The organism is Micromonospora sp. HK10, from assembly GCF_000982955.1.
Lineage (GTDB): Bacteria > Actinomycetota > Actinomycetes > Mycobacteriales > Micromonosporaceae > Micromonospora.
In genome coordinates, this window is record NZ_KQ058890.1 from 1 (window position 1) to 26,575 (window position 26,575).

Annotated in this window: 26 protein-coding genes; 13 read left to right on the forward strand and 13 right to left on the reverse strand. The window is 73.0% G+C overall.

Annotation, left to right across the window (positions count from 1 at the left end; all coding sequences use genetic code 11):
- The first annotated feature begins 257 nt into the window (after positions 1-257).
- On the forward strand, positions 258-626 hold the full coding sequence (locus tag LQ51_RS27990; RefSeq protein ID WP_255352261.1) for a GNAT family N-acetyltransferase: 369 nt from the start codon (positions 258-260) through the stop codon (positions 624-626).
- 165 nt (positions 627-791) lie between these two features.
- Here the strand turns inward: LQ51_RS27990 and LQ51_RS27995 are convergent, their stop codons facing one another.
- On the reverse strand, positions 792-1,322 hold the full coding sequence (locus LQ51_RS27995; protein WP_156313267.1) for a hypothetical protein: 531 nt from the start codon (positions 1,320-1,322) through the stop codon (positions 792-794).
- A gap of 355 nt (positions 1,323-1,677) precedes the next feature.
- Here LQ51_RS27995 and LQ51_RS34665 point away from each other — a divergent pair, with 355 nt between their 5' ends.
- The gene (locus LQ51_RS34665) at positions 1,678-1,905 is read left to right on the forward strand and encodes a transposase (RefSeq protein WP_156313268.1); all 228 of its coding nucleotides are present in this window, start codon (positions 1,678-1,680) and stop codon (positions 1,903-1,905) included.
- On the opposite strand, the gene LQ51_RS28000 is transcribed toward LQ51_RS34665, so the two are convergent.
- Positions 1,839-2,390 (reverse strand): helix-turn-helix domain-containing protein, encoded by a 552-nt coding sequence (locus tag LQ51_RS28000; RefSeq protein WP_052745090.1) that lies wholly within the window; start codon positions 2,388-2,390, stop codon positions 1,839-1,841. The genes LQ51_RS34665 and LQ51_RS28000 overlap by 67 nt on opposite strands.
- 184 nt (positions 2,391-2,574) lie before the next feature.
- On the opposite strand from LQ51_RS28000, the gene LQ51_RS28005 reads away from it, so the two are divergent.
- Positions 2,575-3,354, forward strand: a complete 780-nt coding sequence (locus LQ51_RS28005) for an SDR family NAD(P)-dependent oxidoreductase (RefSeq protein WP_046570876.1) — start codon at positions 2,575-2,577, stop codon at positions 3,352-3,354.
- 23 nt (positions 3,355-3,377) lie between these two features.
- Here the strand turns inward: LQ51_RS28005 and LQ51_RS28010 are convergent, their stop codons facing one another.
- Together LQ51_RS28010 and LQ51_RS28015 are read right to left on the reverse strand one after the other, a co-directional pair.
- Positions 3,378-4,244 carry a hypothetical protein gene (locus tag LQ51_RS28010; protein WP_046570877.1) on the reverse strand — a complete coding sequence of 289 codons (867 nt, stop codon included), beginning with the start codon at positions 4,242-4,244 and terminating at the stop codon, positions 3,378-3,380.
- Between the two features lie 38 nt (positions 4,245-4,282).
- Positions 4,283-4,822 (reverse strand): alpha/beta fold hydrolase, encoded by a 540-nt coding sequence (locus tag LQ51_RS28015; protein ID WP_046570879.1) that lies wholly within the window; start codon positions 4,820-4,822, stop codon positions 4,283-4,285.
- Between the two features lie 138 nt (positions 4,823-4,960).
- Between LQ51_RS28015 and LQ51_RS28020 the strand changes: the two genes are divergently transcribed.
- On the forward strand, positions 4,961-5,362 hold the full coding sequence (locus LQ51_RS28020) for a VOC family protein (RefSeq protein ID WP_046570882.1): 402 nt from the start codon (positions 4,961-4,963) through the stop codon (positions 5,360-5,362).
- A gap of 207 nt (positions 5,363-5,569) precedes the next feature.
- On the opposite strand, the gene LQ51_RS28025 is transcribed toward LQ51_RS28020, so the two are convergent.
- Positions 5,570-6,055, reverse strand: coding sequence for a GNAT family N-acetyltransferase (locus tag LQ51_RS28025; protein WP_046570884.1), 486 nt, complete (start codon positions 6,053-6,055; stop codon positions 5,570-5,572).
- Positions 6,056-6,159: 104 nt separating this feature from the next.
- Positions 6,160-8,109 carry a cell wall-binding repeat-containing protein gene (locus LQ51_RS28030; RefSeq protein ID WP_197087939.1) on the reverse strand — a complete coding sequence of 650 codons (1,950 nt, stop codon included), beginning with the start codon at positions 8,107-8,109 and terminating at the stop codon, positions 6,160-6,162.
- A gap of 274 nt (positions 8,110-8,383) precedes the next feature.
- On the opposite strand from LQ51_RS28030, the gene LQ51_RS28035 reads away from it, so the two are divergent.
- Positions 8,384-10,339, forward strand: a complete 1,956-nt coding sequence (locus LQ51_RS28035; RefSeq protein WP_046570888.1) for a cell wall-binding repeat-containing protein — start codon at positions 8,384-8,386, stop codon at positions 10,337-10,339.
- Between the two features lie 48 nt (positions 10,340-10,387).
- Here the strand turns inward: LQ51_RS28035 and LQ51_RS28040 are convergent, their stop codons facing one another.
- Both LQ51_RS28040 and LQ51_RS28045 read right to left on the reverse strand, forming a co-directional pair.
- Positions 10,388-10,771, reverse strand: a complete 384-nt coding sequence (locus LQ51_RS28040; protein ID WP_197087940.1) for a VOC family protein — start codon at positions 10,769-10,771, stop codon at positions 10,388-10,390.
- On the reverse strand, positions 10,768-11,124 hold the full coding sequence (locus tag LQ51_RS28045; protein WP_046570890.1) for a DUF1801 domain-containing protein: 357 nt from the start codon (positions 11,122-11,124) through the stop codon (positions 10,768-10,770). The genes LQ51_RS28040 and LQ51_RS28045 overlap by 4 nt, the downstream gene beginning before the upstream one ends.
- Positions 11,125-11,233: 109 nt before the next feature.
- On the opposite strand from LQ51_RS28045, the gene LQ51_RS28050 reads away from it, so the two are divergent.
- The 3 genes from LQ51_RS28050 (at position 11,234) to LQ51_RS28060 (ending at position 16,752) form a co-directional block, all read left to right on the forward strand.
- Positions 11,234-12,247 (forward strand): LysR family transcriptional regulator, encoded by a 1,014-nt coding sequence (locus tag LQ51_RS28050; RefSeq protein WP_082159699.1) that lies wholly within the window; start codon positions 11,234-11,236, stop codon positions 12,245-12,247.
- A 35-nt stretch (positions 12,248-12,282) separates the two neighbouring features.
- Positions 12,283-14,310 (forward strand): cell wall-binding repeat-containing protein, encoded by a 2,028-nt coding sequence (locus LQ51_RS28055; RefSeq protein ID WP_156313269.1) that lies wholly within the window; start codon positions 12,283-12,285, stop codon positions 14,308-14,310.
- A 261-nt stretch (positions 14,311-14,571) separates the two neighbouring features.
- Positions 14,572-16,752, forward strand: coding sequence for a N,N-dimethylformamidase beta subunit family domain-containing protein (locus LQ51_RS28060; RefSeq protein ID WP_052745091.1), 2,181 nt, complete (start codon positions 14,572-14,574; stop codon positions 16,750-16,752).
- A gap of 49 nt (positions 16,753-16,801) precedes the next feature.
- On the opposite strand, the gene LQ51_RS28065 is transcribed toward LQ51_RS28060, so the two are convergent.
- Together LQ51_RS28065 and LQ51_RS28070 are read right to left on the reverse strand one after the other, a co-directional pair.
- Entirely contained in the window at positions 16,802-17,848 is a 1,047-nt protein-coding gene (locus tag LQ51_RS28065) for a hypothetical protein (RefSeq protein WP_046570894.1), read from the reverse strand.
- A 41-nt stretch (positions 17,849-17,889) separates the two neighbouring features.
- Positions 17,890-18,210 carry a PadR family transcriptional regulator gene (locus LQ51_RS28070; protein ID WP_046570896.1) on the reverse strand — a complete coding sequence of 107 codons (321 nt, stop codon included), beginning with the start codon at positions 18,208-18,210 and terminating at the stop codon, positions 17,890-17,892.
- Positions 18,211-18,333: 123 nt separating this feature from the next.
- Here LQ51_RS28070 and LQ51_RS28075 point away from each other — a divergent pair, with 123 nt between their 5' ends.
- A complete protein-coding gene (locus LQ51_RS28075; RefSeq protein ID WP_046570898.1) occupies positions 18,334-19,389 on the forward strand; it encodes a MerR family transcriptional regulator in 1,056 nt (351 codons plus the stop codon).
- Between the two features lie 29 nt (positions 19,390-19,418).
- The gene (locus tag LQ51_RS28080) at positions 19,419-20,297 is read left to right on the forward strand and encodes an LLM class flavin-dependent oxidoreductase (protein WP_046570916.1); all 879 of its coding nucleotides are present in this window, start codon (positions 19,419-19,421) and stop codon (positions 20,295-20,297) included.
- Positions 20,298-20,366: 69 nt separating this feature from the next.
- Here LQ51_RS28080 and LQ51_RS28085 read toward each other — a convergent pair whose 3' ends face one another.
- The 3 genes from LQ51_RS28085 to LQ51_RS28095 form a co-directional block, all read right to left on the reverse strand.
- A complete protein-coding gene (locus tag LQ51_RS28085) occupies positions 20,367-20,801 on the reverse strand; it encodes an ASCH domain-containing protein (protein WP_046570899.1) in 435 nt (144 codons plus the stop codon).
- 70 nt (positions 20,802-20,871) lie between these two features.
- Complete coding sequence (locus LQ51_RS28090; protein ID WP_046570901.1) at positions 20,872-21,894, reverse strand: questin oxidase family protein; 1,023 nt, start codon at positions 21,892-21,894, stop codon at positions 20,872-20,874.
- A 40-nt stretch (positions 21,895-21,934) separates the two neighbouring features.
- The gene (locus tag LQ51_RS28095) at positions 21,935-22,486 is read right to left on the reverse strand and encodes a phosphoribosyltransferase (protein WP_046570903.1); all 552 of its coding nucleotides are present in this window, start codon (positions 22,484-22,486) and stop codon (positions 21,935-21,937) included.
- 196 nt (positions 22,487-22,682) lie between these two features.
- Here LQ51_RS28095 and LQ51_RS28100 point away from each other — a divergent pair, with 196 nt between their 5' ends.
- From LQ51_RS28100 to LQ51_RS28110, 3 genes are all read left to right on the forward strand, one after another.
- Complete coding sequence (locus tag LQ51_RS28100) at positions 22,683-23,306, forward strand: septal ring lytic transglycosylase RlpA family protein (protein ID WP_046570905.1); 624 nt, start codon at positions 22,683-22,685, stop codon at positions 23,304-23,306.
- 100 nt (positions 23,307-23,406) lie between these two features.
- Positions 23,407-24,534 carry a PP2C family protein-serine/threonine phosphatase gene (locus tag LQ51_RS28105; RefSeq protein WP_046570906.1) on the forward strand — a complete coding sequence of 376 codons (1,128 nt, stop codon included), beginning with the start codon at positions 23,407-23,409 and terminating at the stop codon, positions 24,532-24,534.
- 137 nt (positions 24,535-24,671) lie between these two features.
- On the forward strand, positions 24,672-26,528 hold the full coding sequence (locus LQ51_RS28110) for an acyl-CoA dehydrogenase (RefSeq protein WP_046570908.1): 1,857 nt from the start codon (positions 24,672-24,674) through the stop codon (positions 26,526-26,528).
- The last annotated feature ends 47 nt before the right edge of the window (positions 26,529-26,575 follow it).

Sequence of the window (26,575 nt, forward strand, 5' to 3'; positions counted from 1 at the left end):
CCCCGCCATGCTCACAGTCAGCCGAGGCCACGGGAGACTGCCGAGACCAGGCCGCCAAGCCGGTGGCCCGCCGAAGATCGACAATTCCCAAGCTGACAGTGCGGGTTCGATTCCCGTCACCCGCTCCACGATCGAGGCCCTGGCCAGGACGACGGTCCCGGCCAGGGCCTTCGAACCTGCGAGGGCCAGCAGCGCCCGGACATGCCATCCGCGGGCCACTGGCCACGCTTCCTCCCGGTCTCCCTGCTCGTCCCGAGATGCCCGAGGTGCCCGAGCGGTGGCCCGGGAGTTTCGCCGTTGAACTCGACGGAGCAATGATCGGCCATCTCCTGCTCAGGAGAGCAACCGGGAGCCGTCGCCCGGCTGCCGTGGGGAAGGCCGACCTCGGTTACCTGTTCCTGCCGCGGGCGTGGGGGTTCGGGTACGCCGCCGAGGCGTGCGCGGCGGCCCTCGACTGGTTCGACGGAGTCCTCCCCGGCGAGCCGGTGGTGCTCACCACCCAGACCGCCAACGTCGGCTCGATGCGCCTCGCGGCGAAGCTGGGGTTCACCGAGGTAGAGCGGTTTCAGGCCTGGGACGCCGAACAGTGGCTCGGCCTGCGGTCCCCGGTAACGCCCTCTGCTTGATCTCATGATCCGTCGGAGTGCAGACCAGGCACGCCGAGCTCGTCGATTCCCTGACCACCAGCGGCCTACAGCCCGATCACACCGCCCGCCGGCAGCACCGGAATCAGCAGCCATTCCGACGCACTGCCCACCTTGCTCTGGCTCCCTGTCATGGTCGCCCCTCCATCAGTTCGGGTTCACGATCGAGGCGGGCAGCCGGCGGGCCAACTCGCGGCGCAGCACGTCGCGGCCCGGTGTCATGTAGGCGAGCGGAACCACGATCTCGTAAGGGCCGCTCTGCCCATGCCCCGTCCATTGCCATCTCTCCAGCGCCGGTTGGGTCTGGTCCGGGTCGACCGGTTCGATCACCAGGAATGCCTGCAACCGTCCTCGAATCTCGGCCCGGGAGATGTTCGACCAATCGACAGCCAAGGTGAGGTTGTCTGGACCGGCTACCTGTAGATGCTCCACGGTGAGCCGCAAAGGCAGCCGTGCCTGATAGCCAGATGCCTCTGGGCGGGCCACGCGCTGGCAGACCCCAAAAATCACCCCGTACATCGGGATCATCGGCAGCCCGTTCCACCACTGCCGCCCAGATATCAGGTTGATGGCGGCGACCATTGCCGCGGCGACGAGCAGTGCGCCAACCAGTGGCACGAACTGACGGCGCGTCGAGTGACGGAACTCGACCGGGGGAGGCTCATCGACGGCGGTCACGGCAGGCTTCTGCCCGACCCATAGGAGCGCGAAACCCTGCCGAGCTGGCCCATGCGCGACGCCAAGAGCCGCCACCAGGTGAACGCCGACCACAAGCGAGGTAGGTACCGGCTGACCCCGGACGGTCCTACGGATCAGACGGCCACGGCGTGCCAGTAGCCGGTGTACCGGGTGGGCACGAGCGGGCAGGAGCCGTGACCGGCTCCCCTACCGTCGGCGTGCCGTTACGGCCCGGCCGGCTGTTCCGGCGGTTTCTCCTGGCTAAGCGTGGACGCCCGTGACACCTGACTTTGAGGTTCCCCCGGTAGCTCGGAGGCTTTCGATCATGCTCTGATGGAGCTGAAGGGAGTCATCCGTGGCAGCACCGAAGAAGTACCCCGATGAGCTGCGTGAACGTGCGGTGCGCTTGTATCGGGAGTCGGACCCGAAGCCCGTGATCCGGCAGCTGGCGCGGCAGCTTGGGGTGCATCACGAGGCGTTGCGGAACTGGATCCGCCAGGACGAGGCCGACCGGGGTCAGCGCCCGACGGAGCGGCGGAAGCCGGCGACGAGCCGGGCGGTCGTGTCGTCCCAGTCCGGGTAGAGGGCTCGTTCGGCCGGGTCGAGGAAGACCGCGCGAAGACGGTTCTCCCCCGGGGCGAGCCGGGGGGAGAGCGCGGTGGCGAGCGGGTTGGCGTCCAGCACGTCGAGATAGCGGCCCTCGACGAAAGCGGGCAGGTGCAGGGACACCAGGAGCTTCCGGATGCTCTCCGGGACGGTTTCACGCGGACGTCGGCGGGCCCGCGCCGGGGACTGTCCGGTGAGGGAGAGCAGGTAGGCGGTCCCGGTCGGGTCGAGCCCGAAGACCCGAGCGAGGGCTTCCAGGACCTGCGGCGAGGGGTGCCGGTCGCGGCCCTGCTCGAGGCGGAGGTAGTAGTCGGGGCTGATCCCGGCGAGGAGGGCCACTTCCGCCCGGCGCAGGCCCGGAACTCGGCGGTTACCCGTGTCGGGCAGGCCAACCTGATCGGGACGTACCCGGGCGCGGTGGGCGCGCAGGTAGTCGCCGAGCAGGTTCCTGCCGGAGGCCATGTCCTTCAGCGTAGATCGCCGGAAGGGGGCTGGTCGTAGCCCTGCGGGGACCACTATGTCGGGGGCATACCCACGGTGACAGCGGCGGGACCACCATCGGTGACAGGGCAGGCGCGACCGGCTTCCCACCGGGGGTACGGGCGCTCGCCACGCCGCGGTGCGGCGGTGAACGAAGGGAAGAACTGTGACTGGGCTGGCACTGGTGACCGGTGCGTCGTCCGGGATCGGCCGCGAGTACGCGCGCCGACTGGCGGCGCAGGGGGTGTCGCTGATCGCGGTCGGGCGCCGACGGGAGCGACTCGACGAGTTGGCCGCCGAGTTTCCGGAGGTCATCGTGCGGCCGGTGGTCGCGGACCTGGCCACGCGGGACGGCATCGAGCAGGTCGTCGCCGCGGTCGCGGACCAGCCGGTGACGATGCTGGTCAACAACGCCGGTGTGGCGCACTACCGGGCGTTCGCCGAGCTTCCGCCGGAGCAGGCCGCGGAACTGGTCGGGGTGAAGGTGCTCGCGCCGACCCTGCTGACCCGCGCGATCACCCCCGGCATGATCGCCCGGGGCGGCGGACGGATCGTCAACGTGTCCGGGATGATCGCGTTCAGCGGCCCGGCGAGCCTGGAGCAGGTCCCGCTGCGCCGTGCCGTGTACGCGGCCAGTCTCGCGCACAGCGTCGCCCTGTCGCAGACGCTGCACGCCGAGCTGTCGCCGCACGGGATCCACGTCCAAGCGCTCTGTCCGGGCGTCGTCGCGACCGAGTTCCACGAACGGCAGGGCATGGACCTCAGCGCCGCCCCGCGGATGAGCGCGGCCGACGTTGTCACCGCGAGCCTGCGTGGCTTCGAGCTCGGCGAGACCGTCACCGCGCCGGGCGTCGAGCAGAACGACCTCCTCCAGCGGGTGTTCGACGCCGACCTCGCCGCGTTCGGCGGCCAGTCCCCGCAACTGGCCACCCGCTACCGCTCCTGACGATCGGGCGGCGGGCGCCGGCATCAGCACGCCGGCCCGACCTGGTCTGCTGGTGAGCGGTCGCGGGAACCGCGCACCGCGCCGACGGCTACCAGGCCGGCGCCGGCGAGTGCGACGGCCAGCTCTGCGGCGTCGGACACCTGGAGGGAGTCGGCCGCCGTCCGGCTCACCGCCACCCCTACCTCCATGAAGACCCCGTCGGCCGGCCTGGTCACCACCCACCAGCCGGACCACCTCGCGGCGAGGTCCGAGTAGCCGCGAGCCGCTTCGAGGGACAGCAGGAGCCACCCCACCGGGAGCAGCCAACGCCGGTCGGCCCGCCGGCCCGACAGCGCGAGCGCCCCCACGGCCAGGAGGACGGCGGCCAGCGCCGGCCACACCGTCCCCAGCAGTTCGAACAGCGGATAGCGGCTGAACTCACGCACGGCGGTCAGCCCGAACCAGGCGAGTAGCAGCAGCGCGAGGACCGTCGTCGCGATGCCCCGCCGCCGGCCGCGCGCGGGCAGCGCCCACGCAGCGGCCGCGAGACAGAGAACGCCGAGCGCCAGCCCCAGCGCGGCCAACCTCTCCCGGTCGATCTGCTCCCGCCAGCCTGCCACCATGGACGTCTTCGTCAACTCTTGGCCGTAGGTCAGCCAGCCTGCGGTGTCGACCTGCTCCTGGTACCAGAACAGCCTGATCGCCGCCACCACGGCAAACAACCCGACACCGGCGGCGACGGTCCACCTCACCCGGCGCGCGGCTCGGCTCACCAGCACGTAGCCGAGCAGGGCGAGCAGCATGGTCAGGCCGAACTGCAGCGACGCCGCGGTCATGGCGAGCAGCGCCGCCGCAACCGAGAGCAGACCGGCCACGCCGGACGCGACGAGCAGGCCGGACGAAAGACGCATGGCGGGGATCCTGACATGGAACCGGCCCGGCGCGGGGATTACGGGCTCGGCCAGCCGATCCCGTCGAGGAACTCTTCCACGGCGACCACGACCCGGCCCAGCACGGCGATCGACCCGGTCAGCGGGCCGGGCACGTACATGCCGTGGTCGGCGCCCGCCACCTCCAGCACGTGCGGCGACAGCCGCCGGGCGAGGTCACCGTCCCAGAGCCGGTCGGCGGTGCCACCCACCAGCAGGAACGGCGCGGTCGCCCGACCCAGCGCGGCGGCCACCCAGGGCAGGGTCAGCAGGGGTGTGAGCCACACGGCGGGCAGGGACCTGTCGGCGGCCACCGCCGCCGCGTTCGTGCCGAGCGACTTGCCGATCAGCAGGGGGCGCCCGCCGACGCTGTCCACCAGCGGGGCGATCTCGCCACCGACCCAGCTCTCGATCCCGGGCTGATCCAGCTGCGGAAACTCCCCAGACCACGAGTACCGATGCACCGTCGCGCCGCGTTGCGCCGCCACGTCGCCGGCGTACATCAGCAGCGGAGCGGCCGGCCCGAACAGGGCGCCGGGGACGACGACAGCGTCAGCCATGCGGGAGATCCTAGCGAGCGTCGATGCGGACGGATGGCCCTGAACCCGGCGGCCGGCCCTCAGTGGACGCGAGCCGACGGGACCGACCGGCGCTGTTCCATACCCCGGCGCGACCCGGACTGCGGATAGGGTCCTGCCATGACGACCGTCCCCACCCAGGTCCAGATCAACATGTTCTGCCGCGACGTGGACGCCTGTCTCACCTTCTACACCCGCCTCGGGCTGGTCGAAGCGTTCCGGGCACCGGGTACGGGCCCCGTCGAACACGTCGAGGTCGAGGCTGCCGGGGTGCGGATCGGGCTGACCTCGGCGCCGGTCGCCAACGCCCTCATGGGTCTCGGGGTGGAGCCGGGCGGCAACCCGTCGACCGAACTCGTGCTCTGGTGCGAGGACACCGACGCGTACTACGACCGGGCCCTGGCGGCGGGCGCCACGAGCGTCGTACCCCCGATCGACTCGCCGGACGGACGGCTGCACTACGCGTGGGTCCGCGATCCGGACGGCCACCAGGTCAAGTTCGTGCAGAAGCGCGACCACTGACCCGGTGCGACCCCGCGCGGACGCGGCGTGTCGCCGGGGCCAGCGACGTGGACGGCGGCCACTACTCTCGCGCCCATGGGAGCTGTCAAGCCGTGGCATCTGGTGATCCTGACGATCTGCTGCCTGTTGCCGGTCGCCGCGGCGATCGTCGGCGGCGCCTGGGCCGTCCGGTCGCGGAACCGTCGCTGACCCGGAGCGCGGGCCGGATCAGCGCATCAGGTCCAGGACGTGCCGCAGGGCCGGCTGGCCGACGAGCAGGATCTCCTCGACCGGAACGAACCCGGTCCGCCGCAGCACCGCGAGCGACGCCGGATTGGCCAGCGCCGCGGACGCGACCAGCCGGTGCAGCCCGTACCGGTCGCGGGCCAGCTCGCCGAGGCGGCGTACGCCCTGCTGGGCCAGGCCGCGCCCGGCGGCCCGCTCGGCCACCCGGTAGCCCAGCTCGGCGCTGCCGTCGGCCACGTCGACCAGGTTGAACCGGCCCAGCACCGTGCCGTCGTCGTCGACCAGCAGATGGAAGTGGCACGCACCGGTGGCCTGTTCGGCCAGCAGGGCCGCGTGCCGGGCGTCGAACTCGGCGAAGTAGTCGTCCCCCCGGTCGGGCACGGACCGGGCGAACCAGGCCCGGTTCTCCCGTTCGAAGCGGAGCAGCGCGGGGGCGTGCCGGGCGGCGAGGCGCTGGAGTTCGGGCATCGGGGAACGCTAACAACAGCCGACCCGGGGCGAGGACGCAGCGGACCGGGGACGCAGCGGGGCCCGGCCGCACCGGCCGGGCCCCGCTGGCGTGCGGTCCGTGGCTAGCTGCCGGTGACCCGCAGGCTGTCGGGGTCCACGGCGGCCGGCGGCCCGGTTGCGGCGGCCGGTGCGATGCCGGCGGTGACGGTGCCGTTGGTGGTCACGTCGTAGCGGAGCGGTCCGCTGAGCGCACCGCCGAGCTGGGCCGCCTCCGCGTCACCGACGACGGCCGAGGAGCCGAAGACCAGGGCGGTGTGCACCGACCCGCCGTAGTAGCTGCCGTACAGCCAGGCGTCCGGGTGGAGACTGCCGTTGGCGCCGGCGGTCAGCAGCAGCGGGCCGTTGAGCTGCGCCATGAGCGCCCCGCCGGCCAGCGCGTCCGGCCAGTTCATCGCGGTGACCAGGCCGACGTGGTGGCCCCGACCGAAGAAGGTCCAGTTCACCTTGGCCGCCGTGCCGAACCGGTCGTCGCCCCACAGCTCGGTCGCCTCGTACGGCGCGGTGGCGGCCACCGCCTGCCGGCCGATGCTGTACAGCGCGCCGGAGCCGGCGTGGGCGTCCAGGTACGCCTTGGTGGCCGGCGGCAGCTTCCCGTCGTTGGTGAGGACGACCACGGCCGACGTGCCGCCGCCGTAGCGGGAGCCGGCGGCCGCACCGGCGGTGAGCGCGTCCGGGAAGTCCATGCCGGTGGCGGCGAGGATCAGGTCGGGCGTCGGATCGATCAGGTTGGCGATGGCGGTCGCGGTGGCGAACCGGTCCGCTCCGGCGAGCCGGATGGGCCGGTAGCCGAGGGCGGCGATCTGGTCCTGGACGCTCTGCGCGAGCGCGCCGGTGCTGCCGAGGAGAAAGACCGTGCCACCGGGCGGCAGCACCCGCTTGATCTCCGCGGCCGTCGCCGCGTTGAGCCGGTCCGGCGGCGTCATCAGCAGCGGGCCCCGTTTCGCCGCCGCCAGCGCCGATCCGCCCAGCGCGTCGGCGAAGGTGTCCGACCGGGTCAGGACGGCGGAGCCGGCGCGCGGCCGTTTGTCGGCCGCGTCACCGGCGGTGCCCCAGTAGGACCGGGAGGCCGCGACCGCCGTACCGAAGCGGTCCGCCCCGGCGAGCCGCACCACGTGGTCCCGCCGCCGGGGCTGGTACGCGGGGACACCGCTGAGCCCCGCCACAACCTGCGGCGCGGTGGCCCGGCTGCCGTCGGCCGGCGCGGTCGCGACGGTCGAGGTCCCGGTGCACTGGTTGAACGCGATGGTGGTGCCGTCCGGCGACCAGTCCGGGTTGTCGTGGGCGACGGCGTTCGACGTCACCTGGACCAGACCGCCGCCGGAGGTGTCGGCGACCCAGATCTGGCCGCCGCGGACGAACGCCACCCGGCTGCCGTCCGGAGAGAGCGCCGGGTTGGCGGCGTCACCGGCGATGCGGGTGAAGCCGCTCCCGCTGACGAAGCCGATCTCCGGGGTGCCGGTCGGGTTGCCGGCGCCGTCGTCGGCCTGCCGTTGGGCCACCACCTGCTGGCTGTCGGCGGTGTCCGGGTTCAGGTAGTGCCGGCCGTCGCTGGGTGAGACCTGGATCGGGTCGTTGTCGCAGCACTCGGGGGTGTTCAGCTCCAGCCGCCAGCGGTCGCCGGCCGGCTTCGCCGACCAGACGATGCTGGTGCTGTCGCCGATCCAGTGCGGGTCGCGGCGTTCCGTCTGCTGGCCGGGCGGGGCGATGGAGAAGCCGGTGTCGGCGTCGTCGTGGCGGAGGGTACGGATGTCGCCGAACTGGGTGACGAAGGCGGCCAGGCTGCCGTCGGGGGACCACGCGGCGTACCCGACCCGCACGAACGAGGTGCTGCGCACGGTGGTGCCGTCGGCGAAGGTGATGGCGGAGCCGCCGTCGCTCGCGGAGAGCATCGCCGCGGTGCCGCTGTGCCCGGCGGTGGCCGGGGCCGCGCCCGCGGTGACCGCCGCGGTCCCGGCGACGAGGAGGGAGACGGCGGCCAGGGCGACCGGCCGGCGGGTCAGGTGTGGAGGCAACACAACTTCCTCTCGCACGGGAGGAGTCAGAAAGCGGGCGCCCGAACGGCGCGTGCCTCGGACTCTAGGGGACGTGGAGGCGGCTCGCTGACCCTGGTGAGGCACGAAATGGGGGCAGCACGGGCGAAACGTTTTCTCTACAGTGGTGGCCCGTACGCGTCGTCCCCGCCGCCGCGACAGCCGGCGACCCGCGGTCCGCGACCGTTTCCGCAACGGGGGTTTCTCTTTGTCTCGACATCCACTTCGGCGGTCCGGCGGATTCGCCGCGGCCCTCGTGATCGCGTCGGGCGCCCTGGTCGCCGCGGCACCGCCCGCCTCCGCCAGCCTGCCCGGCAGCGGCAACGTGCTGACCATCGGCAACGGCAGCAGCACGGTGCGGATCCTGGGCGACTCGTCCCGGACCACGCTGACCAGCCCGGTCGGTGAGGCGATGCGGGACGTGTCGTGGTCGCCGGACGGCAGCCGGATGATCTACCTGAGCCCCGACCAGCGCATCCGGTCGGTGCGCTGGACGGGAGCGGCGAGCGTGGCGGACGTCGCCATCGCGCCGATCTCGGGCAACCAGCGGGCGGGCACCTCCTGGGTGGGCGACGGCGGCAGCATCGTCTGGGCCGAGAAGTGGGACTTCGACCAGCGGTGGACCATCCGGATCGGCCCGAGCACCTGGAGCGTCGCCTCGGAGCAGATCTCGCCGTACGGCACCGGCAAGCACTACCGGAACCCGGACGGCGGCCCGAACGGGCTGGTGGTGTTCCAGCGCGAGGACGACGACGGTGCGGGAAACCCGACGGGCCGCCCGGCGGTCATGCTGTACGACCCGCGCAAGCCCGACGGCAGCCGGGTTTCGCTGGTCAGCTCCAACGGTGCGAACCCGGCGCTGTCACCGGACGGCACCCGGGTCGCCTTCGTCCGGGACGGCCAGATCGTGGTGTCCGACCTGACCGGAGGCAGCGAGTGGGTGGTGGCGGGTAGCCCGCCGTTCCGCGACAACCCGGCCTGGTCCCCGGACGGCTGGACGATCGCGTACAGCCAGGAGGGCAAGGTCGGCACCGTCGGCATCGTGGCCGGCGACCAGCCGAAGATCGTCTCGGACGCCGCCGGGGTGCCCGCCTACCAGCCGCGCAACGCGGACCGGGTGGCCCGGCTCTCCGGCAGCAACCGGTTCACCACCGGTACGGCGATCTCGCGGTCGCACTGGGCGAGCGCCGCCGACCAGGCCGACCCGCGCGAGCGGGCCCGGACCGTGGTGCTGTCCCGCTCGGACACCTTCGCCGACGCGCTCGGCGGCTCCGCGCTGGCCGCGGCCAAGCACGGCCCGCTGCTGCTGACGCCGCCGACCGCCCTCCAGGCGGACACCGCCGCCGAGCTGACCCGGGTGCTGGCTCCGGGCGGCACCGTCTACCTGCTGGGCAGCCCCGGTGCGCTCTCCACCCAGGTGGCGGATCAGGTCACCGCGCTGGGCTACCAGGTGCGCCGGCTGGCCGGGCCGGACCGGTTCGCCACCGCCGTGGCCATCGCCCGGGAGATGCGACCCGAGCCCGACAACCTCGCGATGATCTTCGTGGCCACCGGGATGGACTTCCCGGACGCCCTGGCCGCCGGCGCGGCGGCCCGGAACTACGACTTCGCCGACATTCCGCGCGCCGTGGTGATGCTGACCAACGACGGCGTGATGCCGCAGGCCAGCCGCGACTACCTCGACTCGCTCGGCCCCGACCTGACCATCTTCGGCATCGGCCGGTCCGGGGCGCAGGCGGCGAAGTCGTACGACACCGACGCCTTGGAGGTGATCGGTGACGACCGGTTCGACACGGCCTCGCAGGTCGCGAAGATCTTCTTCGAGGGCCAGCGCTACGCCGGCGTCGCCACCGGCCTGGACTGGCCGGACGCGCTCGCCGGTGGGGCGCTGATGGGCACGCTCGACGGCCCGCTGCTGCTCACTCCGGGCACGGCCACCGACCTCGGCGCGGCGTGCCGGTCCACCCTGGACGAGACCAGCGGCGCGGTGCGGACCGGTGTGGTCTTCGGTTCGGCGGGCGCGGTCACCGACCGTCAGCTCGGGCAGGTCGGGTCCTGGCTCGGCGGCCCGGCGGGGGCCCGCACGGTGGTCAACCCGACGGATCTGACCGGGTTCCGCACCGCGCCGGCCCTGACCGCTCGGGCGGACCGGACCGGCGGCGTGGCGGACGAGAAGGCCGAGGCGGCGCGCCGGGCGCGGCTGGCCGGCTGAGCCGCATCGCGGCACGAGGGGCCCGGCCGGGTGTGGCCGGGCCCCTCGTCATTGCGGATACCAGCGCAGCTCGACGGTGTTGCCGTCCGGATCGCGTACGTAGATCGAGGTGGCGGTGCCGCGGGCGCCGAACCGCGACACCGGCCCGGTCAGCACCGTGAACCTCCCCGAGTCGATCACCGACTGCCAGTCCAGCGGCTCGACGACCAGGCAGAAGTGGTCGACGTTCGACCCGCTCGGCTCGCCCTCCACCAGGTCGATGATGGTGTCGGCGTTCACCCGTACCGAGGGGAATGGTGCCTCCCCGGCCCGCCACCGGTCCACCCGGACCGGTTCGAGGCCGAGGGTGCCGCAGTAGAAGTCCAGGGCCGGCTCGATCGCGGCGACGGTGAGCACCAGGTGGTCGAAGCCGGTCACTTTCACGCGGCTCACCGGTCGGCCAGCCCGTCCGCCGCGCGCAGCCAGCCGGTGAACAGCACCGGGTCGATCTCGTCGAGGGTGCGGAGCCGGACCGAGGCCATCCGCCGCGCGCCGGGCGCCAGCCGGCCGGTGCCGTCCACGATGTCCTGTCCGCGCCACAGCCCGAAGGTGACGTAACCGGCGTACGCCTTCAGCAGGCAGATCGGTGCCTGGCCCGGCCGGTCGCCGGTCCCCCAGACCGGGTGGCCGTGCCACACGGCGGCGGTGGCCGTCGGCAACCCGGCGTCGATGACGGTACGCAGCTTCTCGCCGACCTCGCGCAGTGGCTCGGGCAGGCCGGCCAGGTATGCGGTCACGGAGTCCATCGGGCTTCCTCTCGTCGAAGGGGTCACCTCCACCCTGGTCCGGTCAGCGGCTCGGACCAAGCCGCGATCGGGCTACGATCGTTGACCACGATTCAACGGTGGGGGCGGGATGCTGGAGCGGTACGAGATCGAGACGTTCCTGACGCTGTCCGAGGAGCTGCACTTCGGCCGGACCGCCGAGCGGTTGCGGGTGACCACGGGACGGATCAGCCACGTGGTGCGCAAGCTGGAACGCCGGATCGGCGCGCCGCTCTTCGAGCGCACCAGCCGGGTCGTCCGGCTCACCCCGATCGGCACCCAACTCGCCACGGACCTGCGCCCGCTGGTGGCCGGGATGGCCGCCGCCGTCGAGCGGGCCGTGGCGGCCGGTCGGGGGATCACCGGCGAGCTGCGGGTGGCGTACGTCGGTGAGTCGACCGCGCCGGCGCTGCTGCGGGCGGTCAGCCTCTTCGGCGAGCGGCACCCGGAGTGCGTGGTGCATGTCCACGAGGCGTCGCTGGTCACCACCCGGTCGAGCCTGCGCGACGGCTCGCTCGACGTGCTCATCGCGTCGTACCCCTTCGACGGGATGGCCAACGGGCCCGCGCTGCTCCGCGAGAACCGGGTCCTCGCGGTGGCCGCGGACCACCCGCTGGCCGGCGCCGAGTCGGTGTCGCTGGAGGTGCTGGGTGACCATCCGGTCGTGCAGTACCCGGCGGTGACCTCCGCCGAGTTCAAGCGCGACCGCACCCCGGACCGGACTCCCGCGGGCCGGCCGGTGCCGAAGGGACCGGCCGGCAACACCTTCTCCGAGCTGCTGGCCCTGGTCGCGATGGGGCGGGGCGTGCTGCCGGTCGGCGAACAGGCGCGGCACTACTACGCCCGGCCCGACATCGTGTACGTGCCGATCCGGGACGCGCCGCCGATCCTGCGCGGCCCGGTCTGGCTGGCCAGCAACACCACTGCCCGGGTACGCGAGTTCGTCCGGGCGGCGGTCGATGCCAATCCGCTCGCACCAATCCCACCTCCCCCGAACGGCCCGGTGATCAATATGACGGCGACCGGGGCAGCGGAATCGTCCGCCACCTTCTATGGTGTCGGGAGCACGCGCCGCCCCGCGCCGGAACAGCCGGCGGACGGGTGAACTGCTACGGCGCACTTTCTCAGCAGGGAGTTCCCTTGCGTTCACGTTCTCTTCGTAGGGCGACGGCACTCGCCTCCGCCCTCGCGGTGGGCTCGACCGCCTTCGCGGCCACCGGCCCGGCCCAGGCCAGCCTGCCGGGCACGGGCAGCGTCCTGACCACCTCCGACGGCGCCAACGTCATGAAGTTCTACGGCGACTCGTCCCGTACCTCGCTCAAGAACCCGTACCACACGATGACCGGTGCGGCATGGTCGCCGGACGGCGGCCGGGCCGCCTACATCGACCAGGACGGCGGCATCTCCTCGATCCGCTTCAACGGCGCGGGCGACATCCTCTACATCCTCCCGCCGGAGGATGGCGCGATCCGGAGCAGCGTGTCCTGGCGCGGCAACGGCAGCAGCGTCGTCTGGGCCGAGAAGGGCCCGGACGACGATGACCGCTGGGTCATCCGGGTGGCCCCCAGCTCGTCGAACTGGCTCGGCAGCCAGCTCACCCCCAACGACGGCGAGCACTACCGGAACCCGGACGGCGGCGTCCAGGGTCTCGTGGTGTTCCAGCGGCAGGACGACGACGGTAAGGGCGAGCCGACCGGCCAGTCGGCGGTCATGCTCTACAACCCGATCGGTCAGAACATCAGCCTCGTCGACGACAACGGGTCGAACCCGGCCATCGCCCCCGACGGCAAGCACGTGGCGTTCGTCCGCAATGGCCAGATCGTCGTCTCCGACCTGCTCGGCGAGAACGAGGTCGTGGTGGCGAGCGGCACCACGAACGACAACCCGACCTGGTCGCCGGACGGCACCCGGGTCGCCTTCAGCCGGGACACCGGCGTGGCCACGGCCCTGGTCGACGGCTCGCAGGCCGGGTCGCCGACCGTGGTCTCCGGCGCCGCCGGGGTGCCGGCGTACCAGCCGCGCAACAAGGACCGGGTGGTCCGCCTCGCCGGCACCAGCCGGTTCACCACCGCCACCTCGGCCTCGCAGTCGCACTGGGCCACCAACGGTGCCACCGGCGACGACCGCGAGCAGGCCAAGGTGGCCGTGCTGTCCCGGTCGGACACCTTCGCCGACGCGCTCTCCGGCTCGGCGCTCGCCGCCGCCAAGGGGGGTCCGCTGCTGATGACCCCGCCCGCCTCGCTGCAGCCGGACACCGCCAACGAGCTCAAGCGGGCGCTGGCCCCGGGCAGCACCGTGTACGTGCTCGGCAGCGAGGGCGCTCTCTCGGCGACCGTCTTCAACGCGGTCAAGGCCCTCGGCTTCAACCCGGTCCGGCTCGCCGGCACCGACCGGTTCAGCACCTCGGTGGCGATCGCCCGCGAGATCAACCCGAACCCGGCCCTGGTGCTGGCGGCGACCGGGATGAACTTCCCCGACGCCCTGGCGGCGGGCGCCGCGGCCGGCTCCTACGGTGGTGACGCCGTAGTGGTGCTGACCAACGACGCCAAGATGCCGGCGGCCACCAAGGCCTTCCTCGACACGCTGCCGGTCGACACCCGCACCCTCTTCGGCATCGGCCTGTCCGGCTGGCAGGCCACGAAGGCGTACGGCGACGCGAACCACGAGGACGTCGGCAAGGTGGTCGGCGACAACCGGTTCCACACCGGGTACGAGGTTGCCTGGACCTTCTTCGGTGGGCACAACTACGCCGGTCTCGCCACCGGCATGGACTGGCCGGACGCCCTTTCCGGCGGTGCCCTGATGGGCCGGGTCAACGGCCCGCTGCTGCTCACCTACGGCACCGGGACCGCGCTCAGCCCCGAGACCATCTGGGGCCTGGACGAGGCGAGCGGTTCGATCCGTACCGGCCTGATCTTCGGCTCGGCGGCGGTCGTGAACGACACCCAGCGGAACCAGATGGGTAGCTGGATCGGTGGCCCGCTCGGATCGTCCTTCCTGACCAACACGACGGATGTCGGGCTGCCGCTGGCGCCGGCCAAGACGGGCTCGGCCAGCCTGCGCTCGACCGACGCCACCGGCGCCAAGGCGGACGCCAGCACCATGCGTACGCCGGAAGAGGCGCTCGCGGCGGCCAACGCGCTGCAGGAGCGGCCGGCCAAGCGCTGATTGCACGGTAGAGACGAGGGGCCCGGTCGCGAGACCGGGCCCCTCGCTGCGTGTCCGGGTACGGCGGGTGAAGTGGGAGACCGTGGATGGGGTGACCGGCGTACGTCAATCCCCCCGTCCGGCAGAAGTGACCGCTTGATCCGGCGGACGTGCCTCCCGGAACGGACTGATTGCTCAGTAAGTAGCCGGATGCGGTCCGCCGCTTCCCCACGGCGCGCGTAGGTTGCTGCGGCGAACGGGCGTCGAACGGGGGAGGCAGCCATGAAGGACACGCCGCACGCGGGGGGACTGCCGCGCCGGCGGGTGTTGCGCGACGGTGCGATCATCGCCGCGTCCGTGCCCGCCGCCACGCTCGCGCTGCCGGAGAGCGGATCGGCCGCCGTGCCGGCGTTCGACCCGCAGCAACGGTTCATCCGGCTGGTCGGTGGCGGCAACGGCGTCATCTACGCGATCCAGCCGGACGGCGCGCTGCTCTGGTACCGGCACATCGGCTGGCAGACCGGGGCGGCCACCTGGGCGAGCGGTTCGGGTCGCCGGATCGGCACCGGGTGGAACCAGTTCCGCACCGTCCTCGGCGGCGTCGACGGCTCGCTGTACGGCGTCCGCGGCGACGGCTCGGTCCATTACCACCGCTACCACCTCACGGACGCGACGACCGGCGCCGGGACCTGGACGACCGCCGGCAGGATCGGCGACGGTTTCGACCGGTACCCCCTGGTGTCCGGCTTCAACGGTGTGATCTACGGCCAGAACCGCGCCGGTGATCTGTTCCTGCACCAGTACGACCCGCAGCTCCAGGGCTGGACGGTCGAGGCGCGCCGGATCGGCACCGGGTTCGCCGGCAAGCTGCTGCACGCCGACACCGACGGGGTCATCTACGCAAACAGCTACGGCACCCTCCTCTGGTATCGGTACCAGGACGGCCGCTGGGTGCCCGGGCGCACGCCGCTCCAGCTCCGCACCGGGTTCCGGGACTGCGGCCTCAACGACGGCGTGTGGTTCACCGGTCAGGGGTCGCTCTACACCGTCTCGCCGGACCCGGCCGCGAACAAGCAGACCGGCATCCTGATGTACCACCGGCTGTCGAACTACAAGACGGCCGGGACCGACGGGAAGGGGATCTGGATCAACAGCGGATCCGCCCGGAAGGTCGCCAGCGGTTGGACGATCCAGACCCGGGCGGCCCTGCAGGGGTACGCCAACACGACGAGCGTGACCCAGGGTGCGACGGCCCGGATCGCGGTCTCGACCGGTTTCTCGTCCCTCACCGCGTCCCTGGTCCGGCTGGCACCCAACCCGGGCGCGCCGGAGGTGGTGTCCGCCCCGGTCAAGGTGAGCGGTGGGGTGCAGGCGCTGCCAATCGGGTACCTCGTCTCCGGCTGCCGTTGGGCCGACCGGGTGCAGTTCCCCATTCCGGCCGACTGCCAGCCCGGCCTCTACGCGGCTCGGCTGGAGGGGCCCGACCAGCTGTACCGGTACGTGCCCTTCATCGTGCGCCCGGTCGCCCCCACCAATCGGGTCGCCGTGCTGCTGCCCACCTTCACCTACAACGCCTACAACGGGTGGGGCGGGCACAACCAGTACTGCACCGACTGGCCGGGCCTGCGTCCGCTCACCCTGCGGCGGCCGTCCACCGAACTCAACGTGGACGACCCCGGGATGCCCGATCACACCCTCTACTCCGACCTGCTGCTGATGCGCTGGATGTCGCGGCAGGGGTTCCTCTTCGACTGTTACGACGACGTCGACCTGCACGCCTCCGGCAGTTGGCTCTCCTCCTACCGGGTGCTCGTGCTCGGCAGCCACCCCGAGTACTGGTCCGAGGCGATGCGGCAGCACCTGGTCAACTACCAGGCGGGCGGCGGGCACATCATCTACGCGGGTGGCAACGGCATCTACGAGCGGGTCCGGGTGGACAGCGGCCGGACCACGGTCACGTACCGCCGGTCCACCGGCGGGCGCGACATCTACCCGGAGTTGGGGCTGCCCGCCTCACAACTGCTGGGCACGAACTACTACCACTCCGGGAACTACGCCCCGTACCGCGTCGTCAACGACCACCCGCTGCTCGCCGGCACCGGCCTCATCGTGGGCAGCAGGTTCGGCGCCACCGGCTACAACGGGGCGGCCAGCGGCTGGGAGGTGGACGGCCTGCGCGGCCTGGCCGGTGAGGCCGCCGAGTACCAGGTCATCGCCCGGGGTGAGAATGACGGCGGCGGCGCGGCCATGGTCTTCCTGGAGAAGCCCAACGGGGCGATGGTCTTCAGCGCCTCCTCGATCACGTTCGCCGGCGCACTCGACCAGGATCCGGCGATGTCGACCCTGTTCCTCAACGCCTTCCGCCGGATGCTGATGACTCGCCGCCCGGTCCGGCAGGCGTGGCAGCCGATGGAGCGGACCGCGCCGGCGCCGGCCATCAAGGAGCCGTCGCCCACTGAGTGACGGGCAGCGGCGGGTGACGGGATGACCGGTCGGCGGGATGCGCGTCCGCTCAGGCGGTGGCGGGTCGGGGCAGCGGCTCGGGTCGCGGGCCGGGCCGGGCGGCCCGGATCAGGGCGGCCGACGCGCAGAGCAGGCCGAGCAGGAAGAGGGGCGAAGCGGTGGGCAGGCCGAGCCACTCCCAGAGCGGGTGCCACTGCGGGTGCGGCAGTCGCACCTGGTGCAGCAGGAGGACCGGCGCGGCGGCCAGCGCCGGCCCGGCCCAGAGCCACATGGTGATCCAGTAGAGGATGGCCACCTCCCGCCGGGACTGGCTGCGCCGGCTCGCCCAGCCGAAGATGAACCAGCCGGTCAGCGCGCCCGCGAGGCCGGCGACCACCGCGGCCGGCAGGACCGCCGGCGGGGTCGTCCGGCGCAGCTCCAGGGTGAGGGACGAGCCGGCGGCGGCGGTCGGCAGCACCAGCCGCAGGGCGGTGTCGCCCCGGGTGGCGGTCAGCTCGACGTCGGGTCCGCCGCGGGCTCCGATGCCGCCCGTACGCCTGGCCGTCGGCGAGACCTGCCAGCCGGCCTCGGTCAGCCGCTGCCGGGCCGTGTCGAGAAGCTGCGTCGGGGTGGTCAGCGGCCGGTTGGTGGCGGACACCACCGTGCTGCCTTCCTGGTAGGCGCGCCCGCGCACCAGCAGCCAGGGCAGGCCCCGCACGCCGACGGGTTCGCCGCCGACCTCGAAGAGGGCGCCGGCGCTGTCGATCCGGATGGCGCGGTGACCGGGCAGCGTGCTGGCGAGCGTGGCGGCGGCTTCCGCCCGGTCGGGCTGGGGCCGGGAGGTTTCCCAGGCGGCGCGGGCGGCGAGGGCGGCGGTGAACAGGCCGCAGGTGAGCGCGGTGAGGGCGGCCCAGGCGACGACGGTGCGGCTGGCGGGCCGGCCGAGGCGGCAGCGGAGCCCGTTGCGGAGCAGGTTGAGCGCGGCGGCGACGGTGGGTCGGGTCCGTCCCGGCGGGGTGGTGTCCAGCAGCAGGCCGAGCAGTTCCTCGCCGCGTTCCCGCCGGTAGGGCCGGGGGTAGGCGAGCAGGAGCCGACGGTAGTGGTGGGTGAGCGGCACGGGTCTCCCCTTCGTCACGGGCGGGGCGGGCGGGGATGGGATCAGGTGGTGCGGGGGTGTAGGGCGCGCAGCCGGGTCTCGGCGGCGGTGGCGAGCTGGCGCAGCCGGGTGGTCTCGGCGCGGAGGGCGTCGAGGCCCGGCGGGGTGAGCCGGTAGTAGCGGCGGAGCCGGCCGTCCACCACCTCTTCCCGGTCGGGCTCCACGAGGCCCTGGGCGGTCAGCCGGTCGAGCGCGGTGTAGAGCGTGCCGGGCAGCAGGGTGACGCGCTGCTCGGAGAGCGCGGTCACCTCCTGGATGATCCCGTAGCCGTGCCGGGGACCGGCGGCGAGCGCGGTGAGGATCAGGAACGTCGGCTCACGCATCTGAGTCACACAGGCAACATATATAACTGATCGATACATCGTCAATCCCTTGACCCTGCCCCTGCGGCAAGGCCCAGCGTGGGTCGTGCCGGTCACCGGGACCGGCACGAGGAGGGTGGGACGGTGCGGTTGCTGACCATCGGTGCGTTCGCGCGGGCGGCCCGGCTGACGGCCAAGGCGCTGCGGCTCTACGACGAGCTGGGGCTGCTCGCCCCGGCCGCGGTCGACCCGCACTCGGGCTACCGCTACTACGCGCCGGCGCAACTCGACCGGGCCCGGCTGATCGCCGCCCTGCGGCGGGCCGGCATGCCACTGGCCGAGATCCGGACCGTCTGCGGTCTGGCTCCCGAGGCGGCCGCCGAGGCCGTCGACGGCTGGTGGCGCCGGGTCAGCGCCGACACGGCGGCCCGCGGCCGCGCCGTCGCGCTCCTCGTCGACCAGCTCACCGAGAGGAGCACCATCATGTCCGAAACCACCTTCCGGTACGCCGTACGCTGCGAGACCGGCGCGGTCCGCGACTCCAACGAGGACACCGCGTACGCCAGTGACGCCCTGCTCGCCGTCGCGGACGGGATGCGCGGTCCGGGCGGCGCCGCGGCCAGCACCGCCGCCGTGGACGCGCTCCGGCCGCTGGAACTGGCCGACGCCCCGGCCGCGGAGCTGCTCGGCACGCTGGCCGACGCGGTGGCCGCCGCCGAGCGGACGGTACGCGCGCACGGCACCGGCGAGCATCGGCCGGTCACCACCCTCACCGCGGTCCTGCGGCGGGGCACCCAGCTGGCGCTGGTGCACGTCGGGGACACCCGGGCGTACCTGCTGCGCGGGGGCGAGCTGTCCCGGCTGACCCAGGACCATACCTACGTGCAGTCGCAGGTGGACCAGGGAAACCTGACCCCGGCCGAGGCCGCGGCCCACCCGCAGCGGGCGCTGCTGTCCCGGGCGCTCGGGGCCGGCGCACCGGTCGAGGCCGACCTGGCGCTACGGACCGCGCTGGCCGGGGACCGCTATCTGCTCTGCTCCGACGGGCTTTCCGCGGTGGTGGCCCCGGAGACGCTGCGCGCCACGCTGGCCGACGCCGAGGATCCGGAGACCGCCGCCGGGCGCCTGGTCGAGCTGGCGTACGCCGGCGGCGCCCCGGACAACATCGCCTGCGTGGTGGCCGACGTGGTCACCGGTTAGTGTCCGACCCGGGACGTACCCTGGCGATCATGCGGATTGGCATCGTGATCCTGCCCGACCAGCGCTGGGCGGACTCGCAGCGGCGCTGGCGGCAGGCCGACGAGTGGGGCTTCGACCACGCCTGGACCTACGACCACCTGGGCTGGCGGGACCTGGTCGACGGTCCCTGGTTCGACTCGATGACCACGTTGACCGCCGCCGCCACGGTCACCTCCCGGGTCCGGCTCGGCACCCTGGTCGCGTCGCCCAACTTCCGGCACCCGGCGGCCTTCGCCCGCCAGGTGACCGCGCTGGACGATGTCTCGGGCGGCCGGCTGCTGCTGGGGCTCGGCGCGGGCGGCATCGGGTTCGACGCCACCGTGCTCGGCGGGGAGACCCTGCCGCCCCGGCAGCGGGTCGACCGGTTCGCCGAGTTCACCGAGCTGCTGGACCTGATCCTCCGGGAGGACGGCACCACCTGGCGTGGCGAGTGGTTCGCCGCGGTCGACGCCCGGAGCAATCCCGGCTGCGTCCAGCGGCCCCGGGTGCCGTTCGTGGTCGCCGCGAACGGGCCCCGCTCGATGCGCCTGGTCGCCCGGTACGGCCAGGGCTGGGTGACCACCGGCCTCGGCGGCGACGACCTGGAGGCCTGGTGGTCCTCGGTGGCCGACCTGGCCGGCCGGATGGACGAGACGCTGGCGACGGCGGGGCGGGACCCGGCCACCCTGGACCGCTACCTCTCGCTCGACTCGGCACCGGTCTTCTCGCTCAGCAACGTCGACTTCTTCGCCGAGCAGGTCGCCCGCGCGGCCCGGCTGGGCTTCACCGACGTGGTCACGCACTGGCCCCGGGCCAGCAGCTGGTACGCGGGCGACGAGGCGGTGCTGGTGGCGGCGGCGGACCTGCTGCCCGAGCTGCGCCGGCTCTGACGGTCCGGGTCCGGCGGGACCGCTCGGCTGCGACCGCCGGCGCCCGGCAGGGCCGCGCCCAGGGCCGGGTCAGGTGCCCAGGTCGCCGGTGGCGATGCCGCCGTCGCCGGCGGAGACCAGCCGGAACCGGATGCACACCACCTGGCTGTCGTCGTCGACCGGGAAGCCCACCCCGGTCCAGTAGCGGCGGTGGCCCTCCCGCCACTCCTCGATCGACCGGTCACCCTCACCCTCGGCGCGGGCGAACTCCCAGGGCACGTCGGCGAAGCGGACCACCTCGACGCCGGTGACCTCGACGACGCCGAGCAGCGCGTCGTGGTCGTCGACCAGGGCCAGCCGCTCGCCGACGTGCTCCAGTTCCTCGTTCTCCGTCGCGTACTCGTCGGTCAGCAGGCCGGCGGTGGCGGTCTTCACGCCGGCCAGCACGAGGGCGTTCAGGTTGGCGCGCATCTCACCGGGGTTGCCGAGAGCGAGGGTACGCAGTCCACCGATCCGGGGCCACATCCTGCCGAGGCTAGTGGCCGCCCGCCCAACCGTCGCGGGATTTCCCCCTGCCCGGTGCTGGAAGGCCTGGTCAGATGAGGTGCCCGGCGTAGGCCGCGGCGGTCAGCACCGTCGCGTCCCCGCTCGTCGCGTACGCGTCGAGCACCGCGTCGGCCAGCTTCACCACGTGCTCGTCGCCGTGCCGGGCCGCCCGGGCGAACACCTCCGCCGGCTCGGAGGCGACCGTGGCAGGTCGCGGCGCGGCCGGTGTCGATGGGGCGTACACCGAGGTCACGGCGGCCGTGGCCGACCAGGCCGCGGCGACGCTCGGCGCCCATAGCGCCGGATCCAGGGCCGGCAGGGCGCGGAGCACCGCGGTCGGCGCGGTCACCGCGTGCACCAGCATCACCGGGTTGCCGTGCCCGAAGCGCAGGTAGTCCAGTCCGGCCCGGTACGCCAGCTCGGTGAGCGTCCGTTCGGCCTCCGCCGGGTCGGCCGGCGGGCGCAGCGCCGCCGCCGCGCCGGACCAGTCCGGTACGTCCGGCAGCCGGGCCAGCCGTTGCCGGATGCCGCCGGTCTGCTCGGGGATGCGGGGCACCCCGGCCAGTGCCGTGGCCACGTCCGAGCGGCCGGTGAGCGGGCCGGCGGCGGGCACCGGCTGCCAGCGGGCGGCCCAGTAGCCGAGCGCCTGGCCCAGCTCGGCGAGGCGGGCCGGGTTCACCCCGTCGGTACGCAGTACCCGGACCGCGTGCCCGACCCGGATCACCCCGTGGGTGGCTCCGGCCGCGATGCCCGGCAGCAGCCGCGGCCACCACCGGCCGAGCACCTCCTGCCACGGGTGTTCGCGCAGCTCGCGGTCGAAGTGGGCGAGCCAGTCACCGGCCCGCTTCGGGTCGCCCAGCGCGGCCCGCCAGTCGTCGACCGGTCGCAGCCCGCGCGGCAGCTCGTCCAACCGGCGCAGGTAGCCGTCCAGCCAGCGGTGCACGCGGTTGCCGTGCCCGTGCCGGACCAGCGCCTCGGCCGCCATCGGTCCGTGGTTGGAGAGCCAGCCCTCGAACTCGGGGCCGGTCCGGTGCAGCCGTTGGTACGCCTCGTCCAGAATGCCGTCGTCCATGCGGCGATCCTCGATGGTGAACCGCCGTTGAGGTCAAGCGTCAGCCGGGCAGCGAATCTCCGGTGAGCAGCGCGCGCAGCCCGAGTCGGGCGGCGACCTCGGGCGGACAGGTCGCCACGAGGGCGGCGGCGCCGACCACCCGCGCCCCGGTGGCCGCGACCAGCCGGCCCAGCGCCTCGATCTGGGCGCCGCTGTCCACCCAGTCGTCGACCAGCAGCACCCGGTCGTCGGGGCTCAGCCGGTCCCCGTCGACGCCGAGGCGCAGTCGCCGGCCCCGGTGGTCCGGTGGCGTCTCGGCCCAGCGCGTCGCGCCCAGCCGCCGCCGCTCGCCCCCGTCCTTGTACGCGGGCAGGAAGCCGGCCCCGGTGGCCACCGCGACCAGCGGTCCGAGCAGCAGCCCGGTCACCTCGGGGGCGATCACCACGGTCGGGCGGGCGGCGGGGCAGAGGCCGGCCAGGGCGGGCCCGAGGCCGGCCAGCACGGTCGGATCCCGCCACCAGGCGGAGATGTCGCTGACCAGGTGGCTGCTGTCCGGGCCGGGGTCGACCCAGCGGAACAGCTCGATCAGGCGTCGGCGTAGCACGTCGTCCATCCTCGGGCACCGCCGCCAGGCCGGGCGGTACGGCTTCGGCCAGGGCTCCTTCGGCCGAACGGCCGACCGGTACCGGCTCGATCGGCTACACGTATCCGGGGAAATATGGGCATACCACCATGATCACGTTGACGTCGGAAGTGCTTCTCTCGTTACGGTCCCACCCGGTTTGTTCCGCTGACGAAAGGACCGGGCGGTGGCTGCTAGGCACCTTCGTACCCGCAAGTTCTCCTCGCCCGCCGGCATCGCCGCGACCGCGGCCGTCGGCGTGGTGCTCGCCGTCGGCGGCACCGTCGGCGCGGTGCGGCTCACCGCGGCCGAGCCCGCCGCCGAGCCCGCCGTCGTCGAGGCCCTGCCCAGCACCCTCGCGCCCAGCCCGACCTCGCTCCCGCCCAGCCCGTCGGCCGCGCCGAGCGGCAGCCCTTCCCCGACCGCGAGCCCGAAGGCGACCCGGACCCAGGCGGCGTCCCGGAGCAAGGCGCGGACCTCCAGCCCGAAGCCCACGGCGAAGAAGACCACCCCCGCCCCGAAGGTCGTCGACAGCGGCAGTTGCGGCGCGTCCTTCTACGACGAGGGGCAGATGACCGCGAACGGCGAGACGTTCAACCCGGACGCGCTGACCGCCGCGCACAAGACGCTGCCGTTCAACACCCGGGTGCGGGTGACCAACCCGGCCAACGGCAAGTCGGTCGTGGTGCGGATCAACGACCGGGGCCCGTACATCGACGGCCGCTGCCTCGACCTGTCCCGCGCCGCCTTCGCGGCCATCGCCGCCACCAGTCTGGGCGAGGTGACGGTCCGCTACGAGGTCCTCGGCTGACCCGGTGGCCGGCGGCGATCGGGCCGGCGTGGTGGACCGGCCGGGCAGAACCTTCTCGGACGACGGGCCAGCTTCATTCACGCGTTCACGTCCATCAGGCATGCTGTCCGATGTACGCACGCATCCCTTCCAGTCGGGCCGCGGCCCACTGAGCCCCGGATCCCGCGCCGGACTCGGCGCGGCCCTCGCGCTGCTCGCGGCCGTCTCCGCCGTCGAGCTGGCGGACGGCCGGGCCGCGCACTACCTGGCGCTGATGGTGGCCGCGCCGCTGCTCGCCGCCGCGTTGGCGTCCTGGCGGGTGGTGCTCGCGCTCGGTGTCCTGGCCACCGGCATCGCCGCGGCCTTCGCGCTCGTCGAGCGGACCGCCTCCCTGGTCACCGCCGTCAACGTCGCGGCCGTCGCCCTCGCCGCCGCGATCGCGGCCGCCGTGGCGGCGGTACGCCAGCGGCAGGCCGAGCAGATCGGCGAGCTGTCCCGGCTCGCCGCGGTCGCCCAGCAGGCGGTGCTCCGGCCGCTCGGCCCGGAGGTGGGGACCGTGGCGGTGGCTGCCCGGTACATCTCGTCCACCGCGACCGCGGAGATCGGCGGCGACCTGTACGAGGCGATGGACACCCCGTACGGCGTCCGCATGATCATCGGGGATGTCCGCGGCAAGGGACTCGACGCGGTCCGGCTGGCCAGCATCGTCCTCGGCTCCTACCGGCACGTGGCGTACGAGCGGGCGGACCTGCGCGCGGTGGTGACCGACCTGGACCGGGCGGTGGCCCGCAACGTGGGTGACGAGGACTTCGTCACCGCCGCACTGGTCGAGGAGCGGGGCGGCACCCTCACGATCGTGAACTGCGGGCACCCGGCGCCGCTGCTGCTGCGCCGGGGCGAGGTGATCCCGCTCGAACCGCCGGCCCCGGCGCCGCCGCTGGGCTTCATGCCGGTGGTCCGGCCCCGGGTGGAGCGGCTGGAGCCCGGCGACCGGCTGCTGCTCTTCACCGACGGCCTCGGCGAGGCCCGGCGGGACGGCGAGTTCTTCCCCACGGCCGACCGGGCCTGGCGGCTGCTCGGGCACGGCACGGTCGCCGACGGGCTGGCCTCGCTGGAGACCGCGCTGGTCGAGTGGGTGCACGGCCGGCTGGACGACGACATCGCGCTGGTCCTGATGGAGTACGCCGGCCCCCGCAGCGGCGTGACGGCGGCCGTGCCGAGCTGGGAAGTGGGCGCGGCGGAGAGCTGATCCGGGCCGTACCGTCGGGTGAACCGGGACTGTGTAATCGCTGTCACTTCGGAGATCGGCTTGTCGTTGGCTACCGACGAGTAATAGAGTCGCGGTTACTGATCGGTAACACCTGTCCGGAAGCGGGGCCAGCGAGCATGACCCACTACAAGAGCAACCTCCGGGACCTCGAGTTCAACCTGTTCGAGGTCTTCGGGGCGGACCGGACGTTCGGCCAGGCGCCGTTCACGGACCTGGACGTCGACACCGCCCGTAGTTTCCTCTCCGAGGTGGAGCGCCTGGCCCGCGAGGATCTGGCCGCCAGCTACACGGACAGCGACCGCAACCCGCCGGTCTTCGACCCGGCGACGCACACCGCGCCGCTGCCCGAGTCGTTCAAGAAGTCGTTCCAGGCGTTCATGGACTCCGAGTTCTGGCGGCTGGACCTGCCCGAGGTGCTGGGCGGCACCAACGCCCCGCGCGCCCTCTGGTGGTCCCTGGCCGAGCTGGTGCTCGGTGCCAACGCCCCGATCTGGATGTACGCCTCCGGCCCGTCCTTCGCGCACGTGCTGCACGTCGAGGGCACCGAGGAGCAGAAGAAGTGGGCCCGGCTGTTCATCGAGAAGCAGTGGGGCTCGACCATGGTGCTGACCGAGCCGGACGCCGGCTCGGACGTGGGCGCCGGCCGCACCCGGGCGATCCAGCAGCCCGACGGCTCGTGGCACATCGAGGGCGTGAAGCGCTTCATCACCTCCGGTGAGCACGACCTGAGCGACAACATCGTCCACTACGTGCTGGCCCGCCCGGTCGGCGTGGAGGGCGTCGGCGGCCCGGGCACCAAGGGCCTGTCGCTGTTCGTCGTGCCGAAGTACCACTTCGACGCCGAGACCGGCGAGCTGGGCGAGCGCAACGGCGTCTACGCCACCAACGTCGAGCACAAGATGGGCCTGAAGGTCTCCAACACCTGCGAGCTGACCTTCGGCGAGCACGGCGTACCGGCCAAGGGCTGGCTGCTGGGCGAGAAGCACGACGGCATCCGGCAGATGTTCATGATCATCGAGTACGCCCGGATGCTGGTCGGCACCAAGGCCATCGCCACCCTCTCCACCGGCTACCTGAACGCCCTGGAGTACGCCAAGAACCGGGTGCAGGGCGCCGACCTGATCCAGCAGGCCGACAAGACCGCGCCCCGGGTGACCATCACCCACCACCCGGACGTGCGCCGCTCGCTGCTCCTGCAGAAGTCGTACGCCGAAGGCCTGCGCGCGCTGGTCTGCTACACCGCCAGCTGGCAGGACAAGGTCGCCATCGCCGAGGCGGCCGGTGACGAGAAGGGCACCAAGCTGGCCAAGCGGGTCAACGACCTGCTCCTGCCGCTGGTCAAGGGCGTCGGCTCGGAGCGGGCGTACGAGCTGCTCGGCCACGAGGCGCTGCAGACCTTCGGCGGCTCCGGCTTCCTCCAGGACTACCCGCTGGAGCAGTACGTCCGGGACGCCAAGATCGACACCCTCTATGAGGGCACCACGGCCATCCAGAGCCTCGACCTGATCTTCCGGAAGATCGTCCGGGACAACGGCAAGGCCCTGATGGCGGTCGCCGCCGAGATCCAGGAGCACATCACCTCCGAGGCCGGCAACGGCCAGCTCAAGGAGGAGCGGCAGGCGCTCGGCAAGGCGCTCGCCGAGATCCAGAACATCCTCGGTGTGATGACCGGCTGGCTGGGCGAGGCGCAGGCCGGTGACACCCGCGCGCTCTACAAGGTCGGCCTGAGCAGCCGCCGGTTCCTGCTGGCCATCGGCGACCTGGTGGTCGGCTGGCTGTTGCAGAAGCAGGCGGACGTTGCGTTGAAGGCGCTCGGTGGCGAGGTCTCCGCGACCGACAAGGCGTTCTACACCGGCAAGGTGGCCGCCGCCCGGTTCTTCGCCCGCGAGGTGCTGCCCCGCATCGGCGCGGACCGGCGGATCATCGAGGGCACCGACCTGGAGATCATGGACCTCCCGGAGGAGGCATTCTGATCCCCTCCGGGGTGATCTGACCGGTTCGACCTCCGGACGGCGGCCGG

What these genes read in the sequence shown, in the direction of transcription:
- LQ51_RS27990 (WP_255352261.1), top strand. Translation starts at nt 258, where the DNA reads ATGCCCGAGGTGCCCGAGCGGTGGCCCGGGAGTTTCGCCGTTGAACTC.
- LQ51_RS28000 (WP_052745090.1), bottom strand. Translation starts at nt 2,390, where the DNA reads ATGGCCTCCGGCAGGAACCTGCTCGGCGACTACCTGCGCGCCCACCGC.
- LQ51_RS28010 (WP_046570877.1), bottom strand. Translation starts at nt 4,244, where the DNA reads ATGCGTCTTTCGTCCGGCCTGCTCGTCGCGTCCGGCGTGGCCGGTCTG.
- LQ51_RS28015 (WP_046570879.1), bottom strand. Translation starts at nt 4,822, where the DNA reads ATGGCTGACGCTGTCGTCGTCCCCGGCGCCCTGTTCGGGCCGGCCGCT.
- LQ51_RS28020 (WP_046570882.1), top strand. Translation starts at nt 4,961, where the DNA reads ATGACGACCGTCCCCACCCAGGTCCAGATCAACATGTTCTGCCGCGAC.
- LQ51_RS28025 (WP_046570884.1), bottom strand. Translation starts at nt 6,055, where the DNA reads ATGCCCGAACTCCAGCGCCTCGCCGCCCGGCACGCCCCCGCGCTGCTC.
- LQ51_RS28045 (WP_046570890.1), bottom strand. Translation starts at nt 11,124, where the DNA reads ATGGACTCCGTGACCGCATACCTGGCCGGCCTGCCCGAGCCACTGCGC.
- LQ51_RS28050 (WP_082159699.1), top strand. Translation starts at nt 11,234, where the DNA reads ATGCTGGAGCGGTACGAGATCGAGACGTTCCTGACGCTGTCCGAGGAG.
- LQ51_RS28060 (WP_052745091.1), top strand. Translation starts at nt 14,572, where the DNA reads ATGAAGGACACGCCGCACGCGGGGGGACTGCCGCGCCGGCGGGTGTTG.
- LQ51_RS28070 (WP_046570896.1), bottom strand. Translation starts at nt 18,210, where the DNA reads ATGCGTGAGCCGACGTTCCTGATCCTCACCGCGCTCGCCGCCGGTCCC.
- LQ51_RS28080 (WP_046570916.1), top strand. Translation starts at nt 19,419, where the DNA reads ATGCGGATTGGCATCGTGATCCTGCCCGACCAGCGCTGGGCGGACTCG.
- LQ51_RS28085 (WP_046570899.1), bottom strand. Translation starts at nt 20,801, where the DNA reads ATGTGGCCCCGGATCGGTGGACTGCGTACCCTCGCTCTCGGCAACCCC.
- LQ51_RS28090 (WP_046570901.1), bottom strand. Translation starts at nt 21,894, where the DNA reads ATGGACGACGGCATTCTGGACGAGGCGTACCAACGGCTGCACCGGACC.
- LQ51_RS28095 (WP_046570903.1), bottom strand. Translation starts at nt 22,486, where the DNA reads ATGGACGACGTGCTACGCCGACGCCTGATCGAGCTGTTCCGCTGGGTC.
- LQ51_RS28105 (WP_046570906.1), top strand. Translation starts at nt 23,407, where the DNA reads ATGCTGTCCGATGTACGCACGCATCCCTTCCAGTCGGGCCGCGGCCCA.
- LQ51_RS28110 (WP_046570908.1), top strand. Translation starts at nt 24,672, where the DNA reads ATGACCCACTACAAGAGCAACCTCCGGGACCTCGAGTTCAACCTGTTC.